This is a genomic window from Rhodococcus rhodnii NBRC 100604 (genome assembly GCF_001894925.1).
In the GTDB taxonomy this organism is placed as follows: domain Bacteria; phylum Actinomycetota; class Actinomycetes; order Mycobacteriales; family Mycobacteriaceae; genus Rhodococcus_F; species Rhodococcus_F rhodnii.
In genome coordinates, this window is sequence record NZ_BCXD01000019.1 from 1 (window position 1) to 19,597 (window position 19,597).

The 19,597-nt window shown below is 69.6% G+C and carries 18 protein-coding genes and 1 tRNA gene; 9 read left to right on the forward strand and 10 right to left on the reverse strand.

All coding sequences use genetic code 11. The annotated features are described in order from the left end of the window. The first annotated feature begins 244 nt into the window (after nucleotides 1–244). Entirely contained in the window at nucleotides 245–445 is a 201-nt protein-coding gene (locus RR1_RS14600; RefSeq protein ID WP_010838939.1) for a hypothetical protein, read from the forward strand. A 10-nt stretch (nucleotides 446–455) separates the two neighbouring features. Here the strand turns inward: RR1_RS14600 and RR1_RS14605 are convergent, their stop codons facing one another. From RR1_RS14605 to RR1_RS14645, 9 genes are all read right to left on the reverse strand, one after another. Then, entirely contained in the window at nucleotides 456–1,406 is a 951-nt protein-coding gene (locus RR1_RS14605; protein WP_072713645.1) for a Ppx/GppA phosphatase family protein, read from the reverse strand. Next, nucleotides 1,403–1,987 (reverse strand): DUF501 domain-containing protein, encoded by a 585-nt coding sequence (locus RR1_RS14610; RefSeq protein WP_010839708.1) that lies wholly within the window; start codon nucleotides 1,985–1,987, stop codon nucleotides 1,403–1,405. Before RR1_RS14610 ends, RR1_RS14605 begins: the two co-directional genes overlap by 4 nt. Continuing rightward, complete coding sequence (locus tag RR1_RS14615; RefSeq protein WP_072713646.1) at nucleotides 1,984–2,673, reverse strand: FtsB family cell division protein; 690 nt, start codon at nucleotides 2,671–2,673, stop codon at nucleotides 1,984–1,986. Before RR1_RS14615 ends, RR1_RS14610 begins: the two co-directional genes overlap by 4 nt. An 83-nt stretch (nucleotides 2,674–2,756) precedes the next feature. Continuing rightward, complete coding sequence (gene eno / locus RR1_RS14620) at nucleotides 2,757–4,043, reverse strand: phosphopyruvate hydratase (protein WP_010839710.1); 1,287 nt, start codon at nucleotides 4,041–4,043, stop codon at nucleotides 2,757–2,759. Between the two features lie 148 nt (nucleotides 4,044–4,191). Then, a complete protein-coding gene (locus tag RR1_RS14625; protein WP_238559066.1) occupies nucleotides 4,192–4,947 on the reverse strand; it encodes a lytic transglycosylase domain-containing protein in 756 nt (251 codons plus the stop codon). Next, complete coding sequence (locus RR1_RS14630) at nucleotides 4,947–5,777, reverse strand: nucleoside triphosphate pyrophosphohydrolase (RefSeq protein WP_010839712.1); 831 nt, start codon at nucleotides 5,775–5,777, stop codon at nucleotides 4,947–4,949. The genes RR1_RS14625 and RR1_RS14630 overlap by 1 nt, the downstream gene beginning before the upstream one ends. 2 nt (nucleotides 5,778–5,779) lie before the next feature. Further along, a complete protein-coding gene (gene mfd, locus RR1_RS14635; RefSeq protein WP_010839713.1) occupies nucleotides 5,780–9,418 on the reverse strand; it encodes a transcription-repair coupling factor in 3,639 nt (1,212 codons plus the stop codon). A gap of 121 nt (nucleotides 9,419–9,539) precedes the next feature. Further along, nucleotides 9,540–10,484 (reverse strand): LCP family protein, encoded by a 945-nt coding sequence (locus tag RR1_RS14640; protein ID WP_051111292.1) that lies wholly within the window; start codon nucleotides 10,482–10,484, stop codon nucleotides 9,540–9,542. Between the two features lie 128 nt (nucleotides 10,485–10,612). After that, a complete protein-coding gene (locus RR1_RS14645) occupies nucleotides 10,613–11,212 on the reverse strand; it encodes a TetR/AcrR family transcriptional regulator (RefSeq protein ID WP_010839716.1) in 600 nt (199 codons plus the stop codon). A gap of 219 nt (nucleotides 11,213–11,431) precedes the next feature. On the opposite strand from RR1_RS14645, the gene RR1_RS14650 reads away from it, so the two are divergent. The 7 genes from RR1_RS14650 (at nucleotide 11,432) to RR1_RS22335 (ending at nucleotide 17,028) form a co-directional block, all read left to right on the forward strand. Further along, nucleotides 11,432–11,502, forward strand: a tRNA-Gln gene (locus tag RR1_RS14650). Nucleotides 11,503–11,567: 65 nt separating this feature from the next. After that, on the forward strand, nucleotides 11,568–13,064 hold the full coding sequence (glmU, locus tag RR1_RS14655) for a bifunctional UDP-N-acetylglucosamine diphosphorylase/glucosamine-1-phosphate N-acetyltransferase GlmU (RefSeq protein WP_051111293.1): 1,497 nt from the start codon (nucleotides 11,568–11,570) through the stop codon (nucleotides 13,062–13,064). Between the two features lie 43 nt (nucleotides 13,065–13,107). Beyond that, the gene (locus RR1_RS14660) at nucleotides 13,108–14,088 is read left to right on the forward strand and encodes a ribose-phosphate diphosphokinase (protein ID WP_010839718.1); all 981 of its coding nucleotides are present in this window, start codon (nucleotides 13,108–13,110) and stop codon (nucleotides 14,086–14,088) included. A gap of 187 nt (nucleotides 14,089–14,275) precedes the next feature. After that, complete coding sequence (locus RR1_RS14665) at nucleotides 14,276–14,983, forward strand: hypothetical protein (RefSeq protein ID WP_010839719.1); 708 nt, start codon at nucleotides 14,276–14,278, stop codon at nucleotides 14,981–14,983. A gap of 224 nt (nucleotides 14,984–15,207) precedes the next feature. After that, a complete protein-coding gene (locus RR1_RS14670) occupies nucleotides 15,208–15,741 on the forward strand; it encodes a TroA family protein (RefSeq protein WP_010839720.1) in 534 nt (177 codons plus the stop codon). Nucleotides 15,742–15,833: 92 nt separating this feature from the next. Further along, entirely contained in the window at nucleotides 15,834–16,463 is a 630-nt protein-coding gene (locus RR1_RS22330; RefSeq protein WP_010839721.1) for a hypothetical protein, read from the forward strand. Nucleotides 16,464–16,509: 46 nt separating this feature from the next. Beyond that, complete coding sequence (locus tag RR1_RS22335) at nucleotides 16,510–17,028, forward strand: LpqN/LpqT family lipoprotein (RefSeq protein WP_010839722.1); 519 nt, start codon at nucleotides 16,510–16,512, stop codon at nucleotides 17,026–17,028. On the opposite strand, the gene RR1_RS14685 is transcribed toward RR1_RS22335, so the two are convergent. Then, on the reverse strand, nucleotides 17,021–18,517 hold the full coding sequence (locus RR1_RS14685; protein WP_040774836.1) for an alanine/glycine:cation symporter family protein: 1,497 nt from the start codon (nucleotides 18,515–18,517) through the stop codon (nucleotides 17,021–17,023). The two genes, RR1_RS22335 and RR1_RS14685, sit on opposite strands and share 8 nt — an antisense overlap. Before the next feature lie 217 nt (nucleotides 18,518–18,734). Between RR1_RS14685 and RR1_RS14690 the strand changes: the two genes are divergently transcribed. Continuing rightward, the gene (locus RR1_RS14690) at nucleotides 18,735–19,592 is read left to right on the forward strand and encodes a cyclase family protein (RefSeq protein WP_040774839.1); all 858 of its coding nucleotides are present in this window, start codon (nucleotides 18,735–18,737) and stop codon (nucleotides 19,590–19,592) included. The last annotated feature ends 5 nt before the right edge of the window (nucleotides 19,593–19,597 follow it).

A 19,597-nucleotide genomic window follows, 5' to 3' on the forward strand; every position in this document is an offset into this window, starting at 1 on the left:
CCGCTGCCTCTGCCAATTGGGCTATGGGGGCCGGGTGTCCAGCACGAAGAGCTAGTAACTGGACAATCGCCCAACTCCTCGATTCATGGGACGTACCACCGAATCCGGGCAAATGTACGCCCGTTCGACGCCGAATCGGCGCCGTTCGCGGAGCGCGAACGTTTCCAACTCGCGAGTAACCAGCAAACCCTCTGTAATTGGAGTACGCCGCGCGCCATTCCGGTGGCGGCGATCGGGAGGGTTCATGGACGAGGCGATGGTACGACGCCGAGAAGATCTCGGCGTCGTCGCCGTGTGCGATCGCTGCGGGGAAACGTTCGCGACGGCCCTTGCGGCCGCGAGCAGCGAACACGCCGTGGCGCTCGTCCGCGACCTCCTGCGCGATCTGTACGGCTGGACGCACGACGCTCTCGTCGACCTGTGCGGCGGTTGTTCGGCCACGTGACGCCGCGAGGTCAGTGGGCGTGCACCGAAAGCGCGATGCCGTCGAGGATGTCGTGCTCGCTCACGACGAGCTCGTCGATGCCCGCGCGCCGCTCGAGCTCGTCTGCGAGTACAAGCGTGACGAGCGCACCGCCACCGATGACGTCGACCCGTCCGGGGTGCATCGGGCCGAGCTTCGCGCGCTCGGCTCGCGGCATCGCGATCAGTTCCTCGCACACCTCACGCAGCCGGGCAAGGCTCACGCGTGAGCGGTCCACCTCGTCCGGGTCGTAGCGCGACAGGTTCTTCGCGACGGCCGCGATCGTCGTCATCGTTCCCGCCACGCCGACCCACGTCCGTGTCCGTTCGAGCGGGACGGCGGCGAACGCGGGTGCGAGCCGCTCGCTCGCGAACTCGCGTGCCGCCGCCACTTCGGCGGCAGTCGGCGGATCGCTCGGCAGCGCCCGCTCCGTGATGCGCACACAGCCGATGTCCGCGGAGTACGCGGCGTCGACCTCGCCCGCCTCGCCCAGGACGAGCTCGGTCGACCCGCCCCCGAGGTCCACGACGAGGAACGGCGCGGGATCACCGGTGAACCCGGCCACGGCGCCGGCGTACGACAGCCGCGCCTCCTCGTCGCCCGTGATCACCTCGGCCTCCGCGCCCGGCACGACTCTCCCGAGCACCTCACGGGTCATCGCGAAGAACTCGTCGCGATTGGTCGCGTCCCGGGTCGCCGACGTCGCGACCATCCGGCCGACGGAGACACCGGCGTCCGCCATCATGCTCACGTATGCATCGAGCGCGACCCTCGTGCGCTCGATGGCATCCGGCGCGAGCCGTCCCGTGGCGTCGACACCCTGCCCGAGGCGCACGACGCGCATCTCACGTGCCACGTCGTGAAGCGTTCCGTCGTCGTCGCGGTCGGCGATGAGCAATCGGATCGAATTGGTTCCGCAGTCGACGGCGGCGACACGAGTCACGAGCGGTCCTCCTCCTGGGTGAGTGCGCTGTGGCGCGGCCAGTCCTCGGGGATCGCAGTCCCGCGCAACCTGCCGACGTCCGCGGCGAGTGCGACGGATTCGTCGCCGAGCGGGTTGACGCCGGGTCCCTTCGCGAGCGAATGCGCGATGAGCACGTGCAGGCATTTGACGCGGTCGGGCATGCCCCCGCCCGTGAAGTCGGTGCCGAGGGAGTCGATTGCGTCACGTTCCGCGAGATACGACTCGTGCGCGGCGCGGTAGCGCGCCGCGAGGTCCTCGTCGTGTGCGAGCCGCTCGGTCATCTCGCGCATGACGCCCGCTGACTCCTGCCGGCTGGCCTCGGCGGTGAGCCGCGGATCGGTCAGGTAGTAGAGAGTCGGGAAGGGCGTGCCGTCGGGCAGCCGCGGAGCCGTCTTCACGACGGCGGGCCTGCCGTCGGGGGTGCGGTACGCGATCGCGAGGACACCCCGGGGGGCGCGGCCGAGCTGCTGCTCGACGACGGCGAGATCGGCCTCGTCGACGGCGGACGTCTCACTTGACGCCTCACTGGGATCCGGTGTGGTACTGGGGTTCTCGGTCACCCGGCGGGTACTCCTCGTGTCTCGGGCGGTGCGGCGTCGGGGGCGGGCGCCGGTGGCGGCGGAGGCTCGTCGGGTTCGGGCGTCGACTCGATCGACTGCCACAACACGGAGTACCACGGCCCGGTGAGCTCGGCCTCCTCGTCGGCGCGACGCTCGGGCTCCTGATAGTCGCCGGGCAGCTGCACCTGGTAGGCGGTGTCGCCCGGCCGGACGAAGCGCAGCCGCTTGCGTGCCTCGGCTTCGATGTACGCGGGATCGTCGTAGCGTTCCCGCAGCTCCCGCAGCTCGGCGAGATCGTGTTCGAGTTGCACCCGCTCGGCCTCGACGCGCTGCATGTCGCTGCGTTGGGTGAGATAGGTCCGCAGCGGCATCGCGAGGGTCAGCGCGAGCGCGAGGACGACGACGGCGAGCGTGAGGGCCTTGCCCGTCGAGAGCCCGAACACCGTGTTCTCGGTGGGCGGGCGTGCCTTGCCGTTGCGTGCCGCACCGACGCGGCGCGGACCGGCACGACCGGGAAGAACACTGCCCGACTCGGAGGTGGGCGCGCCGTCGCTGCGCCCGCCTCCCGGGCCGGACCGAGTGGTGCGCGAGCGGCGCGCAGCAGCGGGGTCGGCGGGACGCCTGCCCCGCCGGTCGCCCCGCGGGGCACCCGCGCCCGACGGCCGCCGGCTACCGCGGCCCGCCACCCGACACCACCACTCGGTTCACCTCGATCGTGTGCTCGTCCTTCGTTCGGTCGTCACTCCCCCGCGTGCTGCGTCCCGGTCGCTCAGCTCCGGGGCTCGAACCGCGGGAACGCGACGTCGCCCGCGTAGCGCGCGGCGTCGCCGAGGTTCTCCTCGATGCGCAGCAGCTGGTTGTACTTCGCGACGCGCTCGCTGCGTGCGGGCGCACCGGTCTTGATCTGGCCACTGCCGACGGCGACGGCGAGATCGGCGATGGTGGTGTCCTCGGTCTCGCCCGAGCGGTGGCTCATCATCGACCGGTAGCCGTTGCGGTGCGCGAGGTCGACGGCGTCGAGCGTCTCGGTGAGCGTGCCGATCTGGTTGACCTTGACGAGCAGCGCGTTGGCGGCGCCCTTGTCGATGCCGTCCTCGAGCCGTTCGGGGTTGGTGACGAAGAGATCGTCGCCGACGAGCTGGACCTTGTCGCCGATGTCGGTGGTCAGCGAGACCCAGCCGTCCCAGTCGTCCTCGCTCAGCGGATCCTCGATGGACACGAGCGGGTACTGGCCGAGCAGTTCGGCGTAGAACTCGCTCATCTCGGCTGCGGTGCGGTCACGGCCCTCGAACGCGTAGCCGCGGCCCTCGGTGTAGAACTCGGTGGCGGCGACGTCGAGCGCGAGCGCGACATCGGTGCCGAGCGTGAGCCCCGCCTTCGAGATCGCCTTCTCGATGAGGTCGAGTGCTTCCTTGGTGCCCGCGACGTCCGGCGCGAAGCCGCCTTCGTCGCCGAGACCCGTCGCGAGGCCCTTCTCCTTCAGGACGGCCTTGAGTGCGTGGTAGACCTCCGCACCCCAGCGCAGCGCCTCGCGGAAGGTGCCGGCGCCGATCGGCGCGACCATGAACTCCTGCACGTCGACGCCCGTGTCGGCGTGTGCGCCGCCGTTGAGGATGTTCATCATCGGGACGGGGAGGATGTGGGCGTTCGGGCCGCCGAGGTAGCGGAACAGCTCGAGGCCGGACGACTCCGCTGCGCCCTTCGCGACGGCGAGCGACGCACCGAGGAGGGCGTTCGCGCCGAGCCGCGACTTGTCGGGCGTGCCGTCGGTGTCGAGCAGCGTCTGGTCGACGGTGCGCTGCTCGGTCGCGTCCAGGCCGATGATGGCGGGAGCGATCTCGTCGAGAACACCCTCGACGGCCTTCTCGACGCCCTTGCCGCCGTAGCGCGCATCACCGTCACGCAGTTCGACGGCCTCGTGCTCGCCGGTCGAGGCGCCCGAGGGGACGGCGGCCCGCGCGAAGCTTCCGTCGTCCAGCAGGATCTCGACCTCGACCGTGGGGTTGCCACGCGAATCGAGGATCTCGCGCGCTCCGACCTGTTCGATGATGGCCACTGACTGATTCTCCTTCGTGGGCTCCGGCAAACGCGTGGGCGACGAGGCTGGGGCGAACCCACCACACGACGATCGCGCCGAGTGACAGCCTATCTTCCCCGGTCGCGACGATGGTCAGGCGCGCCCGCAGTGCAGGCGAGGTGCGCTGTCAGGGCGCCACGCCGACGGAGTACGCGTTCGCGCGGTCGCGCACGAGCCGCAGATAGTCGCCCGAGAGGTTGTAGGCCATGAGTGCCGCGTGCCAGCCCTCGGGCGTCGTGAGGTCGCCCCCACTCGCACACAGATAGCGGGCCGCGCTCAGCGTCGCGTCGTCGATGTCGTCGGGGTCGGCGATGCCGTCGCCGTTCGCGTCGACACCCCACTGCCGCCACGTCTCGGGGATGAACTGCATCGGCCCCATCGCGCGGTCGAACTCGGTGTCACCGTCGAGCTCGCCGCCGTCGGTGTCGGGGATCTCGGCGACGCCGGGGCGGCCGTCCAGCGGGACACCGCGGATCGGCGGTGACGTCGAGCCGTCGGGTGCGACGGTGGCACCGCCGTGGGTGCCGTGCGCGCTCTCGACGCTCCCGATTCCGGCGAGCGTCGTCCAGCCGATGCCGCACTCGGGAGCGGCGCGTTGCATGACCGCCGCCGCGTAGCCGTAGGCGGAGAGCGCCGTCACGCCGACGCCGAGACCGTCGCTGCGCTCCGCGGCCCACCCGAGCAGCTGGTCGGCCGAGCGGCCGGGCGCGTCGAGGTCGATGGGCGGAGTCGGTGCGCCGAGTCCGGGAGGCACCCCCTCGGGGATCTCGGGCCGCGGCTGCCCGAGGCTGCCGCACGCACTCACCCCCACCACCACGGCGGCGAGTCCCGCCACCACACTGCTTCGCCGTGCCGTCCAACCGAAACGTCTCACCCCGTCCATCATCCAGACGCGGTCTCGGCGGCCCTGATGCGCTCGACGAACGCCAGGACGTCGCGGCGCAGCACGGCCTCGCTCGCGGCGAGTGCCGCGGCGTCGTCGAGCAGTGCCGTCGGGATCAGCTCGTCCGGCAGACCGGCGCGGCTCGCGCGTTCGACGACCGCGCGGGTCAGCGACGCCGCGGGCTGGCTCGTCGCGATGCCGTCCATGCTCGAACCCCGCGCCTTCTCGGCCGCCTTGCGCTCCTCCCACGCGCGCTCCTGCTCGGCGATGTCGATGGGGCCGGCGGCTTCCTGCGCGAGGTGCGGACTGCGATGCACGAGTTTGGCGACGAGCGTGCCCGCGACGTCGTCGACGTCGAAGTCGCCGCGCGCCTGCGCGATACGGGAGTGGAACAGTACCTGCAACAACAGGTCTCCCAGTTCTTCGCGCAGATCGCCCGCCGCACCCGGTGCGCCGGCGGAGTGCGCGGCGATCGCGTCGAGCACCTCGTAGGTCTCCTCGACGAGATAGCGCGACAGGCTCTCGTGGCTCTGCGTGACCTCCCAGCCGCCGTATCCCCAGAGCCGGTCCATCAGCTCGGCCGCCTCGGCGAGCGCGTCTCCGCTGCGGGTCGGCGACGCGATCACGGTCTCGCCCGCGGCGATGCGCGCGCGAACGTCGCTGCGGGTCGCGTCGGTCGTCACCACCGTCTCGGCAGCGGACCGCTCGGTGAGCAGCTCGCGCACGGCACCGGGGACCTCGTCGGTGAACACCACGCCACCGGCGACGGCGCTCAGGGCCGCCATGGGCAGCTGGGTCGGGCGCGCCGGATCGAGGACGACGACCGTCACACTCACACCTCCATCGCGACGGCGCCCGCGGCCCGGCCGTCGATGGCGAGGATCAGATCGGCGATGTACTGGAGCAGTTCGGTGTCGCGGAGGCGATCGGCACCGATGCCGCCGCCACCGGCCCGCGGGACCGGCAGTTGCACCATGCCCGTCGTCGCGCGGTACTGCGCCGAGGGGTAGATCCGCTTGAGCCGCAGCTGTTTCGAATCGGGCAGCGCGAGCGGCGACAGCTTGATCTGGGTGCCGACGACGGCGATCTCCTCGACCGCGTACTCCCGCGCGAGCAGCCGGAGCTTCGCGACCGAGACGAGCCGGCGGACCTCCTCGGGCAACGGCCCGTACCGGTCGACGAGTTCGTCGACGACGGCGGCGATCGCGGCGTCGTCGTTCGACGCCGCGAGCTTGCGGTAGGCCTCGAGCCGCAGCCGGTCGCTCGTCACGTAGTCGGGCGGGATGTGCGCGTCGACGGGAAGGTCGATCCGCACCTCCTTCGGCGCCTCGTCGGTCGTGATGGGCGTGCCGTCCGCCGCCGCGCGGAACGCCTCGACGGCCTCGCCGACGAGCCGCACGTACAGGTCGAATCCGACGCCCGCGACGTGACCTGACTGCTCCGCGCCCAGAACGTTTCCGGCGCCGCGCAGTTCGAGATCCTTCATCGCGACGGCGATACCCGCGCCGAGATCGGAGTTCTGCGAGATCGTCGCGAGCCGGTCGTAGGCCGTCTCGGTGAGCGGCTTCTCCGGTGGGTACAGGAAGTAGGCGTACCCGCGCTCGCGACTGCGCCCGACGCGGCCGCGCAACTGGTGCAGCTGCGACAGACCGAGCGCGTCGGAGCGTTCGACGATGAGCGTGTTCGCGTTGGAGATGTCGAGCCCGGTCTCGACGATCGTCGTGCACACGAGGATGTCGAAGTCGCGTTGCCAGAACCCCTGCACGGTCTTCTCGAGCCGGTCCTCGTTCATCTGACCGTGCGCCACGACGACCCGCGCCTCCGGGACGAGATCGCGAATCCGCTTGGCCGCCTTGTCGATCGAGCTGACCCGATTGTGGACGTAGAAGACCTGGCCGTCGCGCAGCAACTCGCGCCGGATCGCGGCGGCGACCTGCTTGTCCTCGTACGCACCGACGTACGTCAGGACGGGGTGACGCTCCTCGGGCGGGGTGAGGATCGTCGACATCTCGCGGATGCCCGCCATCGACATCTCGAGTGTACGGGGAATCGGGGTCGCAGACATCGTGAGCACGTCGACGTGCGTGCGCAGCGCCTTGATGTGTTCCTTGTGCTCGACACCGAAGCGCTGTTCCTCGTCGACGACGACGAGCCCGAGATCCTTCCAGCGCACCCCCGTCTGCAGCAGCCGGTGGGTACCGACCACGATGTCGATCTCGCCGACCGCCATGCGGTCGAGAATCTCCTTCGACTCGCCGGCATCGGTGAAGCGCGAGAGCCCCTTCACCGTGACAGGATAGTTCGCCATCCGCTCGGTGAACGTCTGCAGATGCTGTTGTGCGAGCAGCGTCGTCGGCACGAGCACGGCGACCTGCTTGCCGTCCTGCACGGCCTTGAAGGCGGCGCGCACCGCGATCTCGGTCTTGCCGTAGCCGACGTCGCCGACCACGACGCGGTCCATCGGGACCGCCTTCTCCATGTCGGACTTGACCTCCGAGATCACCGTGAGCTGATCCTGCGTCTCGGTGAAGGGGAAGGCGTCCTCCATCTCCTTCTGCCACGGCGTGTCCGGGCCGAACGCGTGGCCCGGCGCCGCCTGCCTGGCGGCGTAGAGCTGCACGAGCTCGCCCGCGATCTCGCGAACGGCCTTGCGGGCCTTGCGTTTCGTGTTCGCCCAATCCGAACCGCCGAGCTTGCTCAGCGCGGGCAACTCGCCGCCGACGTAGCGCGAGAGCTGATCGAGCGATTCCATCGGAACGAACAGGCGATCCCCGGGATGACCGCGCTTGCTCGCCGCGTACTCGATGACGAGGTACTCGCGTCGCGCGCCACCGACGGTGCGCTCGACCATCTCGACGAACTTGCCGATGCCGTGCTGGTCGTGCACGACCATGTCGCCCGCCGTCAGCGCGAGCGGATCGACCTGGTTGCGGCGCTTGGCCGGCAGCCTCCTGCCGTCCCCCGCCGCCTGGACCCGGTTGCCGGTGAGGTCGGCTTCGGTGACGACGACGAGCCCCGGGATCTCGTCGGTACCGGCGAGCACGAAGCCGTCGTGGAGCGAGCCGCACATCACGGCGACGCGGCCGCGCGGCGGCTCGGTGCCCGCGTCCTCCTTCGCCGCGGGGACCTCGGCGTCGCGCAGCCGCTCCAGCAGCCGCTCCGCGGTACCCGACCCGGCGACGACGACGGCGGCGCGGCCACCCGTCGTCACGTGGGCGCGCAACGTCACGAAGAGCTCGGCGAGCAGTTCCTCCGAACCACGGATCTGCGGTGCCGTCGTGATCGCGAGTTCGGTCTCGTCCTCGCTGCCCGACGCGAGCGGACCGATCACCCACCAGCCGTGCCCGGTCTCGCGGGCGTGGGAGCGGACCTCGCCGAGCGGCCGGTACGCCGATGCTCCGAGATCCACGCCGCCGCCCGCGAGCGCCGCGGCGTCGATCGGTGCGTCCGCGCCGAGCGACGCCGCGTTCCACGACGCCTCGAGGAACTCCTGCCCGCTGCGGATGAGGTCGGACGCGCGGGCCCGCACCTTCTCGGGGTCGCACACGAGCACCGTCGTGCGCTCGGGAAGAACGTCCGTCAGCAGCTGGAGCTCACCGCTGCGCAGCACCGGCAGCAGCGCTTCCATCCCCTCGACGGGGACACCACCGGACATCTTGTCGAGCATCTCGACGAGCGCGGCGTCGGCCTGATTCTGCTGCGCGAGGTCGGCCGCGCGGTCGCGCACGTCCTGCGTCAGCAGCAGTTCGCGGCACGCCGTCGCGACGACGGCGTCGACCTCCAGTTCGGGGATCGACCGCTGATCGGCGACCGAGAACGGCCGGATCTCGCTGACCTCGTCGCCCCAGAACTCGATGCGGACGGGGTGATCGAAGGTCGGCGGAAACAGGTCGAGGATGCCGCCGCGGACGGCGAACTCGCCACGTTTGCCCACCATGTCGACGCGCGTGTAGGCCATCTCCACGAGCCGCTCGAGCAGCGCGTCGAAGTCGTGTTCGCTGCCGACCCGCAGGACGACAGGCGGTGTGTCGCCGAGCCCCGGAGCCATCGGCTGCACCAGCGAGCGCACCGTCGTCACGACGACCCGCAGCGGCGGCCCGAGCACCTCCTCGTCGGGGTGCGCGAGGCGGCGCAGCACCTCGAGCCGGCGCCCGACGGTGTCGGCGCTCGGCGAGAGCCGCTCGTGCGGAAGCGTCTCCCACGACGGGAAGAGCGCGACCTGCGCGCCGAGCATCTCGCGGAGTTCGATGGTGAGATCGTCGGCCTCGCGCCCGGTCGCCGTGACGACGAGTACCGGGCCTCGCGAGACGAGCGCCCTCGCGACGAGCGAGCGCGCCGCCGCCGGGGCGACCAGTGCGGCATCGCCCGCACGATCGGCGAGCGCCGCGAGCGCGGGATCGGCGAGAGCGGTGGCCGCGAGTCCGCCGAGCGGAGCGTCGACGGGCCGGTCCGACAACGGAAGGGAAGACACCTACCTACTCCTGAACACGAGCGGCACACGACAACCGCCGCCACGACGACGATCGGGAGCAGCGACGACTCGTCAGTCTACCGATCCGGCCGCCCGAGTCGTGCCGCGGCGACGTCCGGCATCAGTGCCCGGCGAGGTAGTCCTCGAAATCCTCGCGGTCGAACGCGGCGCGCAGCTCGCCGAGCCCGGCCACGTCCGGAAGGACGATCGACTGGCCGTCGTCGGAGGTTCCGACGCCCGCGACCGGGACGGCGAAGTACTCGACGTCGCCGAGCCCCGTGTCGACGACGCGGGATGCGAGGGAGACCATGCGCGGGAGCGTCAGTCCGTCGTCGAGCCAGAGATACTGCCCTGCGTCGCGCAGCAGCGCCGAGAGCCGGACCGGGTTGGTGACGATCTCGCGCGAGAACACCTCGTCGAGCAGGGCACGCAGGAAAAGCTGCTGGTTGTCGACGCGGGTGAAGTCGCCGCCGTCGAACTCGTACCGTTCCCGAACGAAGGTCAGCGCGTCCTCGCCGTCGACATGGATCGGCCCGTCGTCGAAGTGGTGTCCGCGCGCGTCGAACTCACGGGGATTGTCGAGGTCCACGCCGCCGATCGCGTCGGTGATCTCTCGGAAGCCTGCGAAATCGAGCAACACGGTGTGATCGATGTGCGTATCGACGAGGTCCTCCACCGCGCGTACCGCGAGTTCCGGACCGCCGAAGGCCGTCGCCGCATTGATCTTGTGGGCGCCACGGCCGGGCAGTTCCACCCACAGGTCGCGGTAGATGGACATGACGCGAACCGGCCCGTGGTCCGGCGGCGGGATGTGCGCGAGCATCATGACGTCGCTGCGCGAGCCGTGCAGGAAGTCCCCCGGCTGCTCTCGCGAATCGCTCCCCATGACGAGGACGTCGACGGCCTCTTCGTCGTCGGGCGCCGTGGCCGAGTCGTCGGGCGGTATCGCGATGTGCCCGACCTCCCCCGCGAACTCGCCGACCACCAGTGTCGCCCCCACCCCGACGGCGACCGCGACACCGGCCAGCCCGATCATCGCTCTCGTCAGCCATCTGTTGCCCACCATGCCCCCGCACCGAGTTCGTTTTCGGTACCGTGCGCACCGAAAAAGGGTGATTCCCAGCCCTTTTCGGACACTAACGAACCGGCGGTGGGCGGTGTGGCGTTCTCGCGCGCGCCGCGACGGAGAGCCCGTCAGGGTTCGAGAGCCGGGGTCGGCGGATCGGCCTCGAGATTCATGAGCCCGTTCCAGCACAGGTTCACGAGATGAGCGGCGACGACCTCCTTCGGCGGCGTCCGGTCGTCGAGCCACCACGTCGCGGTCGTCGACACCATGCCGACGAGTGCCTGGGCGTACAGGGGCGCGAGTTCCGGATCGAAACCACGTCGCGAGAAATCGGCGGCGAGGAGATGCGAGACCTGATTGACGGCCTCGTTGAGCAGGCTCGAGTAGGTGCCTTCCGCCGCGGCGACCGGCTGATCGCGCACCAGGATCCGGAAACCGTCGGTGTGCTCTTCGATGTAGGTGAGCAGGGCGAGGGCGACGCGTTCGACACGGACGCGGGAGCGATTCCTGCTCAGGGCCGAGGTCACCATCTCGAGCAGCCGTGACATCTCCCGGTCGACGACGACGGCGTACAGCCCTTCCTTCCCGCCGAAGTGCTCGTACACGACGGGTTTGGAGACGTTCGCGCGCTGCGCGATCTCCTCGATCGAGGTGCCTTCGTATCCGCGCTCGGCGAACAACGTCCGCCCGATCTCGATGAGCTGTTCGCGACGTTGGGTGCCGGTCATCCTGGTGCGCACGCCCCGCTGCGGCGCCTGCGTTCCTGTGTCGTCCGGTCGCGACACGTGACCTCCTCGCGATCGGGGCCGCTTCCCGGGAAAGCGGCATTCTCCGCCAGGCTATCGACCGGCACGTACGATCGAGCGCGGCGGTTCGACCGGAGCCGGGACGGCGTGCGAGTATTCTTCACGCGCGACCGGCTCGAACACGTTCGGGTCGCGTGGCAGTCCGCCGTAGTGTAATGGCAGCACCTCTGATTTTGGTTCAGATAGTTCAGGTTCGAGTCCTGGCGGCGGAGCACTCGTGCGGGTCGGTCACCTGCTGCGATCGCACGACGTCGCCTCCGGAAGGCAAGGGAGTTTCATGCCAGTTCAGACCGCCGTCATCGTCCTCGCAGCCGGTGCAGGTACGCGAATGCGGTCGAAGACTCCCAAGGTCCTCCACAGTCTCGGCGGGCGATCGATGCTCGCGCATTCGCTGGAGGCCGCCGCGGCGGTGGGCCCCGATCATCTCGTCGCGGTCGTCGGCCACAGCCGCGACCTCGTCGGCCCCGCGGCCGAGGCGGAGGGCGAGCGGCTCGGCCGCCGGGTCGCGCTCGCGGTGCAGGACGAGCAGAACGGCACGGGCCACGCCGTCGCGTGCGGGCTCGCCGCGCTGCCCGACGACTACGACGGCACCGTCCTGGTGACCTCCGCCGACGTCCCGCTCCTCGACGGTGACACCCTCACGACACTGCTGCGCACCCACACCGAGGAGCCGGCCGCGAGCGTCACGGTGCTCACGTCGACGGCGGACGACCCGACCGGATACGGCCGGGTGCTGCGGACGACGGACGGCGCCGTCAACGCGATCGTCGAGGAAGCCGACGCCACCGAGTCGCAGCGCGCGATCACCGAAGTGAACTCGGGCGTCTACGCATTCGACACCGCGACGCTCCGCTCGGCGCTCGCCCAGTTGCGGAGCGACAACGCGCAGGGCGAGCTGTACCTGACCGACGTCATCGCCATCGCGCGGCGGGCCGGCGGACGCGTCCGAGCTCATCGCCTCGCCGACGCCGTGCTCGTGGCGGGCGCGAACGATCGCGTCCAGCTCGCGAACCTCGGCCGCGAACTGAACGCACGCGTCCTGGAGCAGTGGATGCGCGCCGGCGTCACCGTCGTCGACCCCGCGACGACGTGGGTCGACGTCGACGTCACCCTTTCCCCCGACGTGACCCTGCTGCCGGGAACCTCGCTGCACGGCGCCACGACCGTCGGCGAGGACGCGCGGATCGGCCCGGACACGACGCTCACCGACGTCGAGGTGGGCGACGGCGCGCACGTGATCCGCACCCACGGCTCCGAGTCCGTCCTCGGTCCCGGCGTCACCGTCGGCCCGTTCGCCTACCTGCGTCCCGGAACCAGGCTCGGCGGCCACGGCAAGATCGGTGCCTTCGTCGAGACGAAGAACTCCGACATCGGTGAACACACCAAGGTGCCGCATCTCACCTATGTGGGTGACGCCACGATCGGCGATCACTCCAACATCGGCGCGTCGAGCGTGTTCGTGAACTACGACGGCGTCGGAAAGAGCCGCACCGTCGTCGGATCCCACGTGCGCACGGGATCGGACACGATGTTCGTCGCGCCGGTCCAGGTCGGCGACGGCGCCTACACGGGCGCCGGTACCGTGCTGCGTGTCGACGTTCCGCCGGGGGCACTCGCGGTCTCCGGCGGCAAGCAGCGCAATATAGAAGGTTGGGTGCAGCGCAATCGCGCCGGCACTCCGGCAGCCGAGGCGGCGGAGGCGGCACGTGTCGCAGCCGATGCTCGTTCTGCCGACGACGACACCGCCGCCGGGCGACCCGCCGGGCAGCAGTGACCACCGAGCACCACCGCACGAATCGAAGGATGGCTGGAGAGCAGTGACCGCGAACTGGATCGACAATCAGAAGAATCTCATGCTCTTCGCGGGTCGCGCCCATCCGGAGCTGGCCGAGCAGGTCGCGAAGGAACTGGACGTCCGCATCACCCCGCAGACCGCGCGTGATTTCGCGAACGGTGAGACGTTCGTGCGTTTCGAGGAGTCGGTCCGCGGCTCCGACGCCTTCGTCCTGCAGAGCCACCCGGCACCGCTCAACGAGTGGGTGATGGAGCAGCTCATCATGATCGACGCGCTCAAGCGCGGGTCGGCGAAGCGGATCACCGCGATTCTGCCGTTCTACCCGTACGCGCGTCAGGACAAGAAGCACCGCGGGCGTGAGCCGATCTCGGCGCGCCTCATCGCGGATCTCCTCAAGACGGCCGGTGCCGACCGCATCGTCACCGTCGATCTGCACACCGATCAGATCCAGGGCTTCTTCGACGGCCCGGTCGATCACATGCACGCGCAGGGTCAGCTCTCCGACTACATCCGCGAGAAGTACGGCACCGACAACATCGCCGTCGTCTCGCCCGACTCGGGCCGCGTCCGCGTGGCGGAGAAGTGGGCCGACACCCTCGGCGGTGCGCCGCTCGCGTTCATCCACAAGACGCGCGATCCGAACGTCCCCAATCAGGTCGTGTCCAACCGCGTCGTGGGTGAGGTCGAGGGACGCACCTGCATCCTCATCGACGACATGATCGACACGGGCGGAACGATCGCGGGTGCGGTCGACATCCTCCGCAAGGCCGGCGCGGGCGACGTCATCATCGCTGCGACGCACGGCGTGCTCTCGCACCCCGCGAAGGATCGTCTGTCGTCGTGTGGCGCGAAGGAAGTCATCGTCACCAACACGCTTCCCATCGCCGAGGAGAAGCAGTTCCCGACGCTCACCGTCCTCTCGATCGCGCCGTTGCTCGCGCGCACGATCAAGGAAGTCTTCGAGAACGGTTCCGTCACCTCGCTCTTCAACGGCAGCGCGTAGTCCTTCGGCTCGTGAGTGGCCTTCCGGTCCAGAGGCCGGAAAGTCACTCACGAGCGCGTAGCGCCCGAGCGAACCAGTCGGTACGAATGTTCCTGCGGGCCAACGAGTCATGACCCACGTCACTGCGCCGGCGTCGAAATCACCCCGGTGTCATGCGCACTGGACGCGTGCCCTACTGTGGCACCCCGTGATCGACGCGCAGACCATGGCCACCCCTGCACACTCTTCCGACACCGATCTCGACCGCATTCGCACCGTCCGTCGCTGGAGTCCCGGTCAGTGCGTCTGGTGCGGCGGCGACGAGGATGTCGATCTCTATCGCAACGAGCCGCGGTGCTCCCCGTGCCGCGACAAGGAAGAGATCATCGACGAGGCACGCAAATTCGTCGGAATGTACGGTCTCCGCCCTCTCGGCGGAACGCTCCAGTCGGACGACGACGAAGAGTACGAGCATCGCCTCGCAGCACGCGACGCCCGGCGCGAACTCGGCGAGATCCGGCTCCCCGAACTCCCCGATCCCGCGGCCGTCCGTAAAGCGTTGCGGCCCCGCGCGGCAGGAGTCGTCGAGCGCGCCGAGACCGCGGCAGCACCGTCGTCCGACGCCCCGGCGCAGCCCGCCCGGAAGTCCGAGACGCGCACCTCCCCCCGTGCATCGTCTCCGCGCACGACCACCGCGCGCGCCGCGGCGAGTACGACGGTCGACGTCGCGCAGCTCGAAGAGCGCGTGACGGGGCTCCTCGGTCAGCTCGACGCCGTCGACGCCCAGATCGCGCGGATCGGCGAGCCGAACGGGCTCGCGGCGAAGGCCCGCCTGAAGAACCTCGAAAACCAGAAGGCGACGGTGCTGCGCACCCTTGCCGCACTCGAGAAGGCGCGGATCGCCGCCGCCCGCTGAACCTCCTCTCCTGAGCCCGAGAATCGAACGATTCTCGGGCTCAGCGCATTTCACACTCCTGACCGCCTCGACCGGAGTGTGACCTTCACCCCGTTGCCCATACCAAAGGTAATGCTAACCTAATCCCTGCTTCGCATCGAAAACGAACAGGCGGTTGGAACATGGCACTGCGATCACGAGCATCGCGCCGATCCCTCTCCCGACCCACCGGCCGGGGGGTCGCAGTGGGGCTCGCGGCATCGCTCGCCCTCGCGGCGGGATGCTCGAGCCGCGACGCGAACGAGGAGACCACGAGCAGCGGCTCCGGTGAGCGAATCGAGATCGTCGACCAACGAGGCGAGACCGTCGTCCTCGACGGACCGGCCGACACCATCGCCTTCACCGTCATCCCCGCGCCCTCGATCTTCGCGGCGATCGATCGCAGCTACGACCGGATCGTCGGCATCAACCAGTCGACCCTGGTCGCGAACCGCGGCGGCATGTTCGCCACGATCTTCCCGCCCTCGGCCGACTCGACCGTGGTGTCCGGCAGCGACTTCGTCCCCAACGTCGAGACGCTCATCGAACTCGACCCCGACGTCGTCGTGCAGTGGGGCGACCAGGGAACCGACGTCGTCGCTCCCATCGAGGCCGCGGGATTCCCCGTCGTCTGTGCAGTCCGTACTGGAACGCCGAGACGATCGCGAGTTCGCTCCACCAGCTCCTCGCCCGCGTCACGGACGCGATCACCGCCGACCGGTGGACGCCGGGACGACTGACCTCCGATCGAGCCGAACAGATCACGGTCGAATCGCTCCTGACCGAGACCTACGCCGGGTACACGATCGACGCGCTCCCCGAGATCCCCGGGATGTCGTACGGACCCGACCAGACGATCCAGCGCCGCGCGGCACTGATGGTCGCGCGCGACTGCCACGACACGGATCTCGTCGGGTGGCTCGCACTCGAGCACCCCGACGACGACGTGCGGCGCGAGGCGTGCGCGAACCTCATGTGCCCGCTTCCGGTCCTGCTCGAACTGAGCGCGGACCCCGCCACCGTCGAATGGCTACTCGCCCGCATCCATCTGCCGACCCCCGTCATGGCGCGCATCGTCGACGTCGAGACCCGGCGCTACCTGCTCTCGCCCGAACCGAGGATGTTCCGGCGAAGGCTGCTCGCCCTCGCGATCCACGACGCGTGCCCATCCGACCGCGTGCCCGCACTCGTCGGACATGCGACGACCGGCGACCATGCACTCAAGGTCGCTGCCGCACACGCTGTCTGGAACGCGCCGCACGTCAAGCGTGACGACGTTCACCTGCAGCTCCTCATCGGAGCGCGCCGCAGCGACCGCAGTCGCGAACTGGTGGAGGCGATCACCCGCGGCTCGTCCGCACGGCTCGACTGGCTCGAAACGCAGGGCGCGCACTGCGCGATGCTCGTCGCGGACCACCGACGTCAGGATCGAGCGCGGTCGCAGCGAGTCCCCCGGCTTTGATAGCGTCCGGTGCTGCCCGCGCGGGCACCAGAGGGGGAGGAAACCGATGACGACGACGGAGCTCTTCGACTACATCGAATCGCAGGAGGCGACGTACTCGCCCTGCGAGCAGGGAACTCCCGACTGCCCCACCGTGCTCCTCCCCGGACTCGACGGCTGGCACAACGTCCCGGTGGCGAGCGGCGGGGGAATCTACCTGGCACGCGCGAACACCGAGCGCGCCGTCGACGGATGGGCACCCAACGCCGTCGTCCTGCAGGGTCGTCTCTCACGCATCCTGCCGCCCGGCGACCTGCTCGGGCGAGCCCATTACGACACCGCGAACCTCCCCGCCTGGGACGAGGAGGTTCGCAGCTTCGAGCGCTGGCACGGGCATCCGTCGCTGTTCGTCGAGGGCACCTACGAGCACGAGTCGCGTTCGCTGTTCTGCACCACGCGCTACGTCCTCGTTCGCAATCAGCAGGGACTGTTCATGATCCAGCTGACGACGACGATCCGCTCGGACGGGATGGACGATCTCTACGCGGACGCCGGGACGTTCGACTCGGACATGCGGATCATCTGACCGGGTCGGCCTCGCCGGCCCGCCGCTCTTCGAGCCGCTTCTCCCAGAACACGGCTCCCTCGATACCGAGCGCGACAGGATCGAACTGCGGGTCCAGACCCGACTTCCGCTGCCGCTCGTAGTCGTTCAGCGCCTTCAGAGCAGGCTTCTGGATGATGAGGATCGCGATGATGTTGAGCCACGCCATGAGCCCGACTCCGATGTCGCCCGCCGTCCAGGCCGCGGTGGCCGTGGACACCGCTCCCCACGCCGTGACGACGAGGAACGCGAGCTGCAGCAGGCGCGTCGCGACGGGCAGCACCGACTTGTTGCGCACGCCGCGCAGCATGTAGTTGATGTTCGTCTCGGCCATGTAGTAGTACGCCACGATCGTCGTGAAGGCGAAGAACGCCAGCGACACGGCGATGAAGCTGGCGCCCGCACCGCTCCACACGGTGTCGAAGGCATTCTGCGCGAACGCAGGTCCCGCTTCCACGGCGGCTCCGCGGTGGCCGTCGTAGAGGACCTCGCCGTCCTGCGATCCACCGGACCACACCGTGTACATCCCGGTCGACAGGATGAGGAAGGCCGTCGCCGTGCATACGAACAGCGTGTCGATGTAGATCGAGAACGCCTGCACGAGACCCTGCTTCGCGGGATGCGAGACCTCGGCGGCCGCTGCCGCGTGCGGCCCGGTGCCCTGGCCCGCCTCGTTGCTGTAGATGCCGCGTTTGACGCCCCACTCGACAGCGAGGCCGACGACCGCGCCGAAGCCCGCCTCGAGACCGAACGCGCTCGAGAAGATCAGCCGGAAGATCTCGGGGATCTCGGAGGCGTTCACGAACACGACGACGAGCGCGAGCAGAATGTACGCCGCAGCCATGAACGGCACGACGACGCCCGCGAACGTCGCGATGCGCTTGAGCCCGCCGACGACGATGAACGACAGCGCGATGACGATCGCGATCGCCGCGACCCACGTCGGCAGCCCCCAGGCGTTGTCCATCGCGATGGCGATGGAGTTCGACTGGATGCCCGGCATCAGCAGGCCGGTCGCGAGGACGGTGACGCCGGCGAACAGCAGCGCGTACCACTTCTGCTTCATGCATTTCTCGATGTAGTACGCGGGACCGCCGCGATACTCGCCCTTGCCGTCCTTCTCCTTGAAGATCTGGCCCAGCGTGCTCTCCACGAACGAGGTCGACGCGCCGAGGAACGCCACCAGCCACATCCAGAACACGGCGCCGGGCCCACCGAATGCGATCGCGGTCGCGACCCCGGCGATGTTGCCGGTGCCGACGCGACCCGCCAGCGACATCGCGAGTGCCTGGAAGGACGACACACCCGACGGCGACTTCTCCCCCGCGAAGAGCAGCTTGACCATGTCGGGGATTCGGCGGATCTGGACGAGCCGAGTGCGAATCGTGAAGTACAGCCCCGCGATCAGGCACAAGTAGATGAGCGGTGGGCTCCAGATCCAGCTGTTGATCTTGTCGAGCAGGTCGGTCACGTCGGCTCCGGTTCTCGAGCGGGACAGGAAGAAGTGCAGGGTTCCCATCGAGTGGATCGCCCCTGCGCAGACGATCAATGTCGCACAAGGTACCGATCCGACCGAATCGCTCGTGTCCGGTTTTACCCGCGGTTCACACTCCCGGACACGGAGTGGGAGGCGAGATGCGCACCGCGATCGCAGTATGTTGTACATCACATCGATCGAGGAGGTTCGGATGTGCTCGCCCGACGTCGCCGCACGCGTCGCCGGCGCACCCCGATTCGGGCGCCGCGCACTGCTCGCCGGCCTGGGTGGCGTCGCCGCCGTCGCGGCCGCCCCTGCCCTCGCGACGGCGCAGCCGCCACCACGCGGCGCGTCGGTGATCGACCTGTCGCACGTCGTGCACGACGGTTTCCCGGTGTGGCCGGGATCGCGCTCGTTCTCGATGCGCACCGTCGCCGACAACCGCGGGACGGCGACCGGATCACTCGGGCTGCCCCGCCCGCCGGGGCTCTTCTACAAGAACGAACTGGCTTACGACGAGCACACCGGCACCCACGTGGACGCGCCCGTCCACGTCGACCCGGACGGTACGACCGTCGAGGCCATCCCGGTCGCGAACCTGACCGCACCACTCGCCGTGATCGACATCGCCGACCGCGCCGGGAGCGATCACGACACGCTCGTGACACTCGACGACATCGCCCGATGGGAGTCGGCGCACGGCGCGATTCCCCCGCGAGCACTCGTCGCGATGCACTCGGGCTGGCAGACCCGCGTGACGCAGCCCGGGGCATTCACCAACCAGGACGCGCTCGGCGTCCAGCACACTCCCGGCTTCGCAGGCGACGCAGCACGATTCCTCGTCGACGAGCGCGGCGTCGTCGCACTCGGCTCCGACACGCTGAGCATCGACGCGGGACGCGACACCGGCTACCCGGCCCACATCGCGGCCCTCGGCTCGGGCGCCTACGCCGTCGAGGCACTCGCCCGGCTCGATCTCGTCCCCGCCGCCGGCGCGACCGTCGTCGTGGGAGCACCGACACACGCGGACGGGTCCGGTGGACCCGCCCGCGTGCTCGCCTTCGTGTGACCACC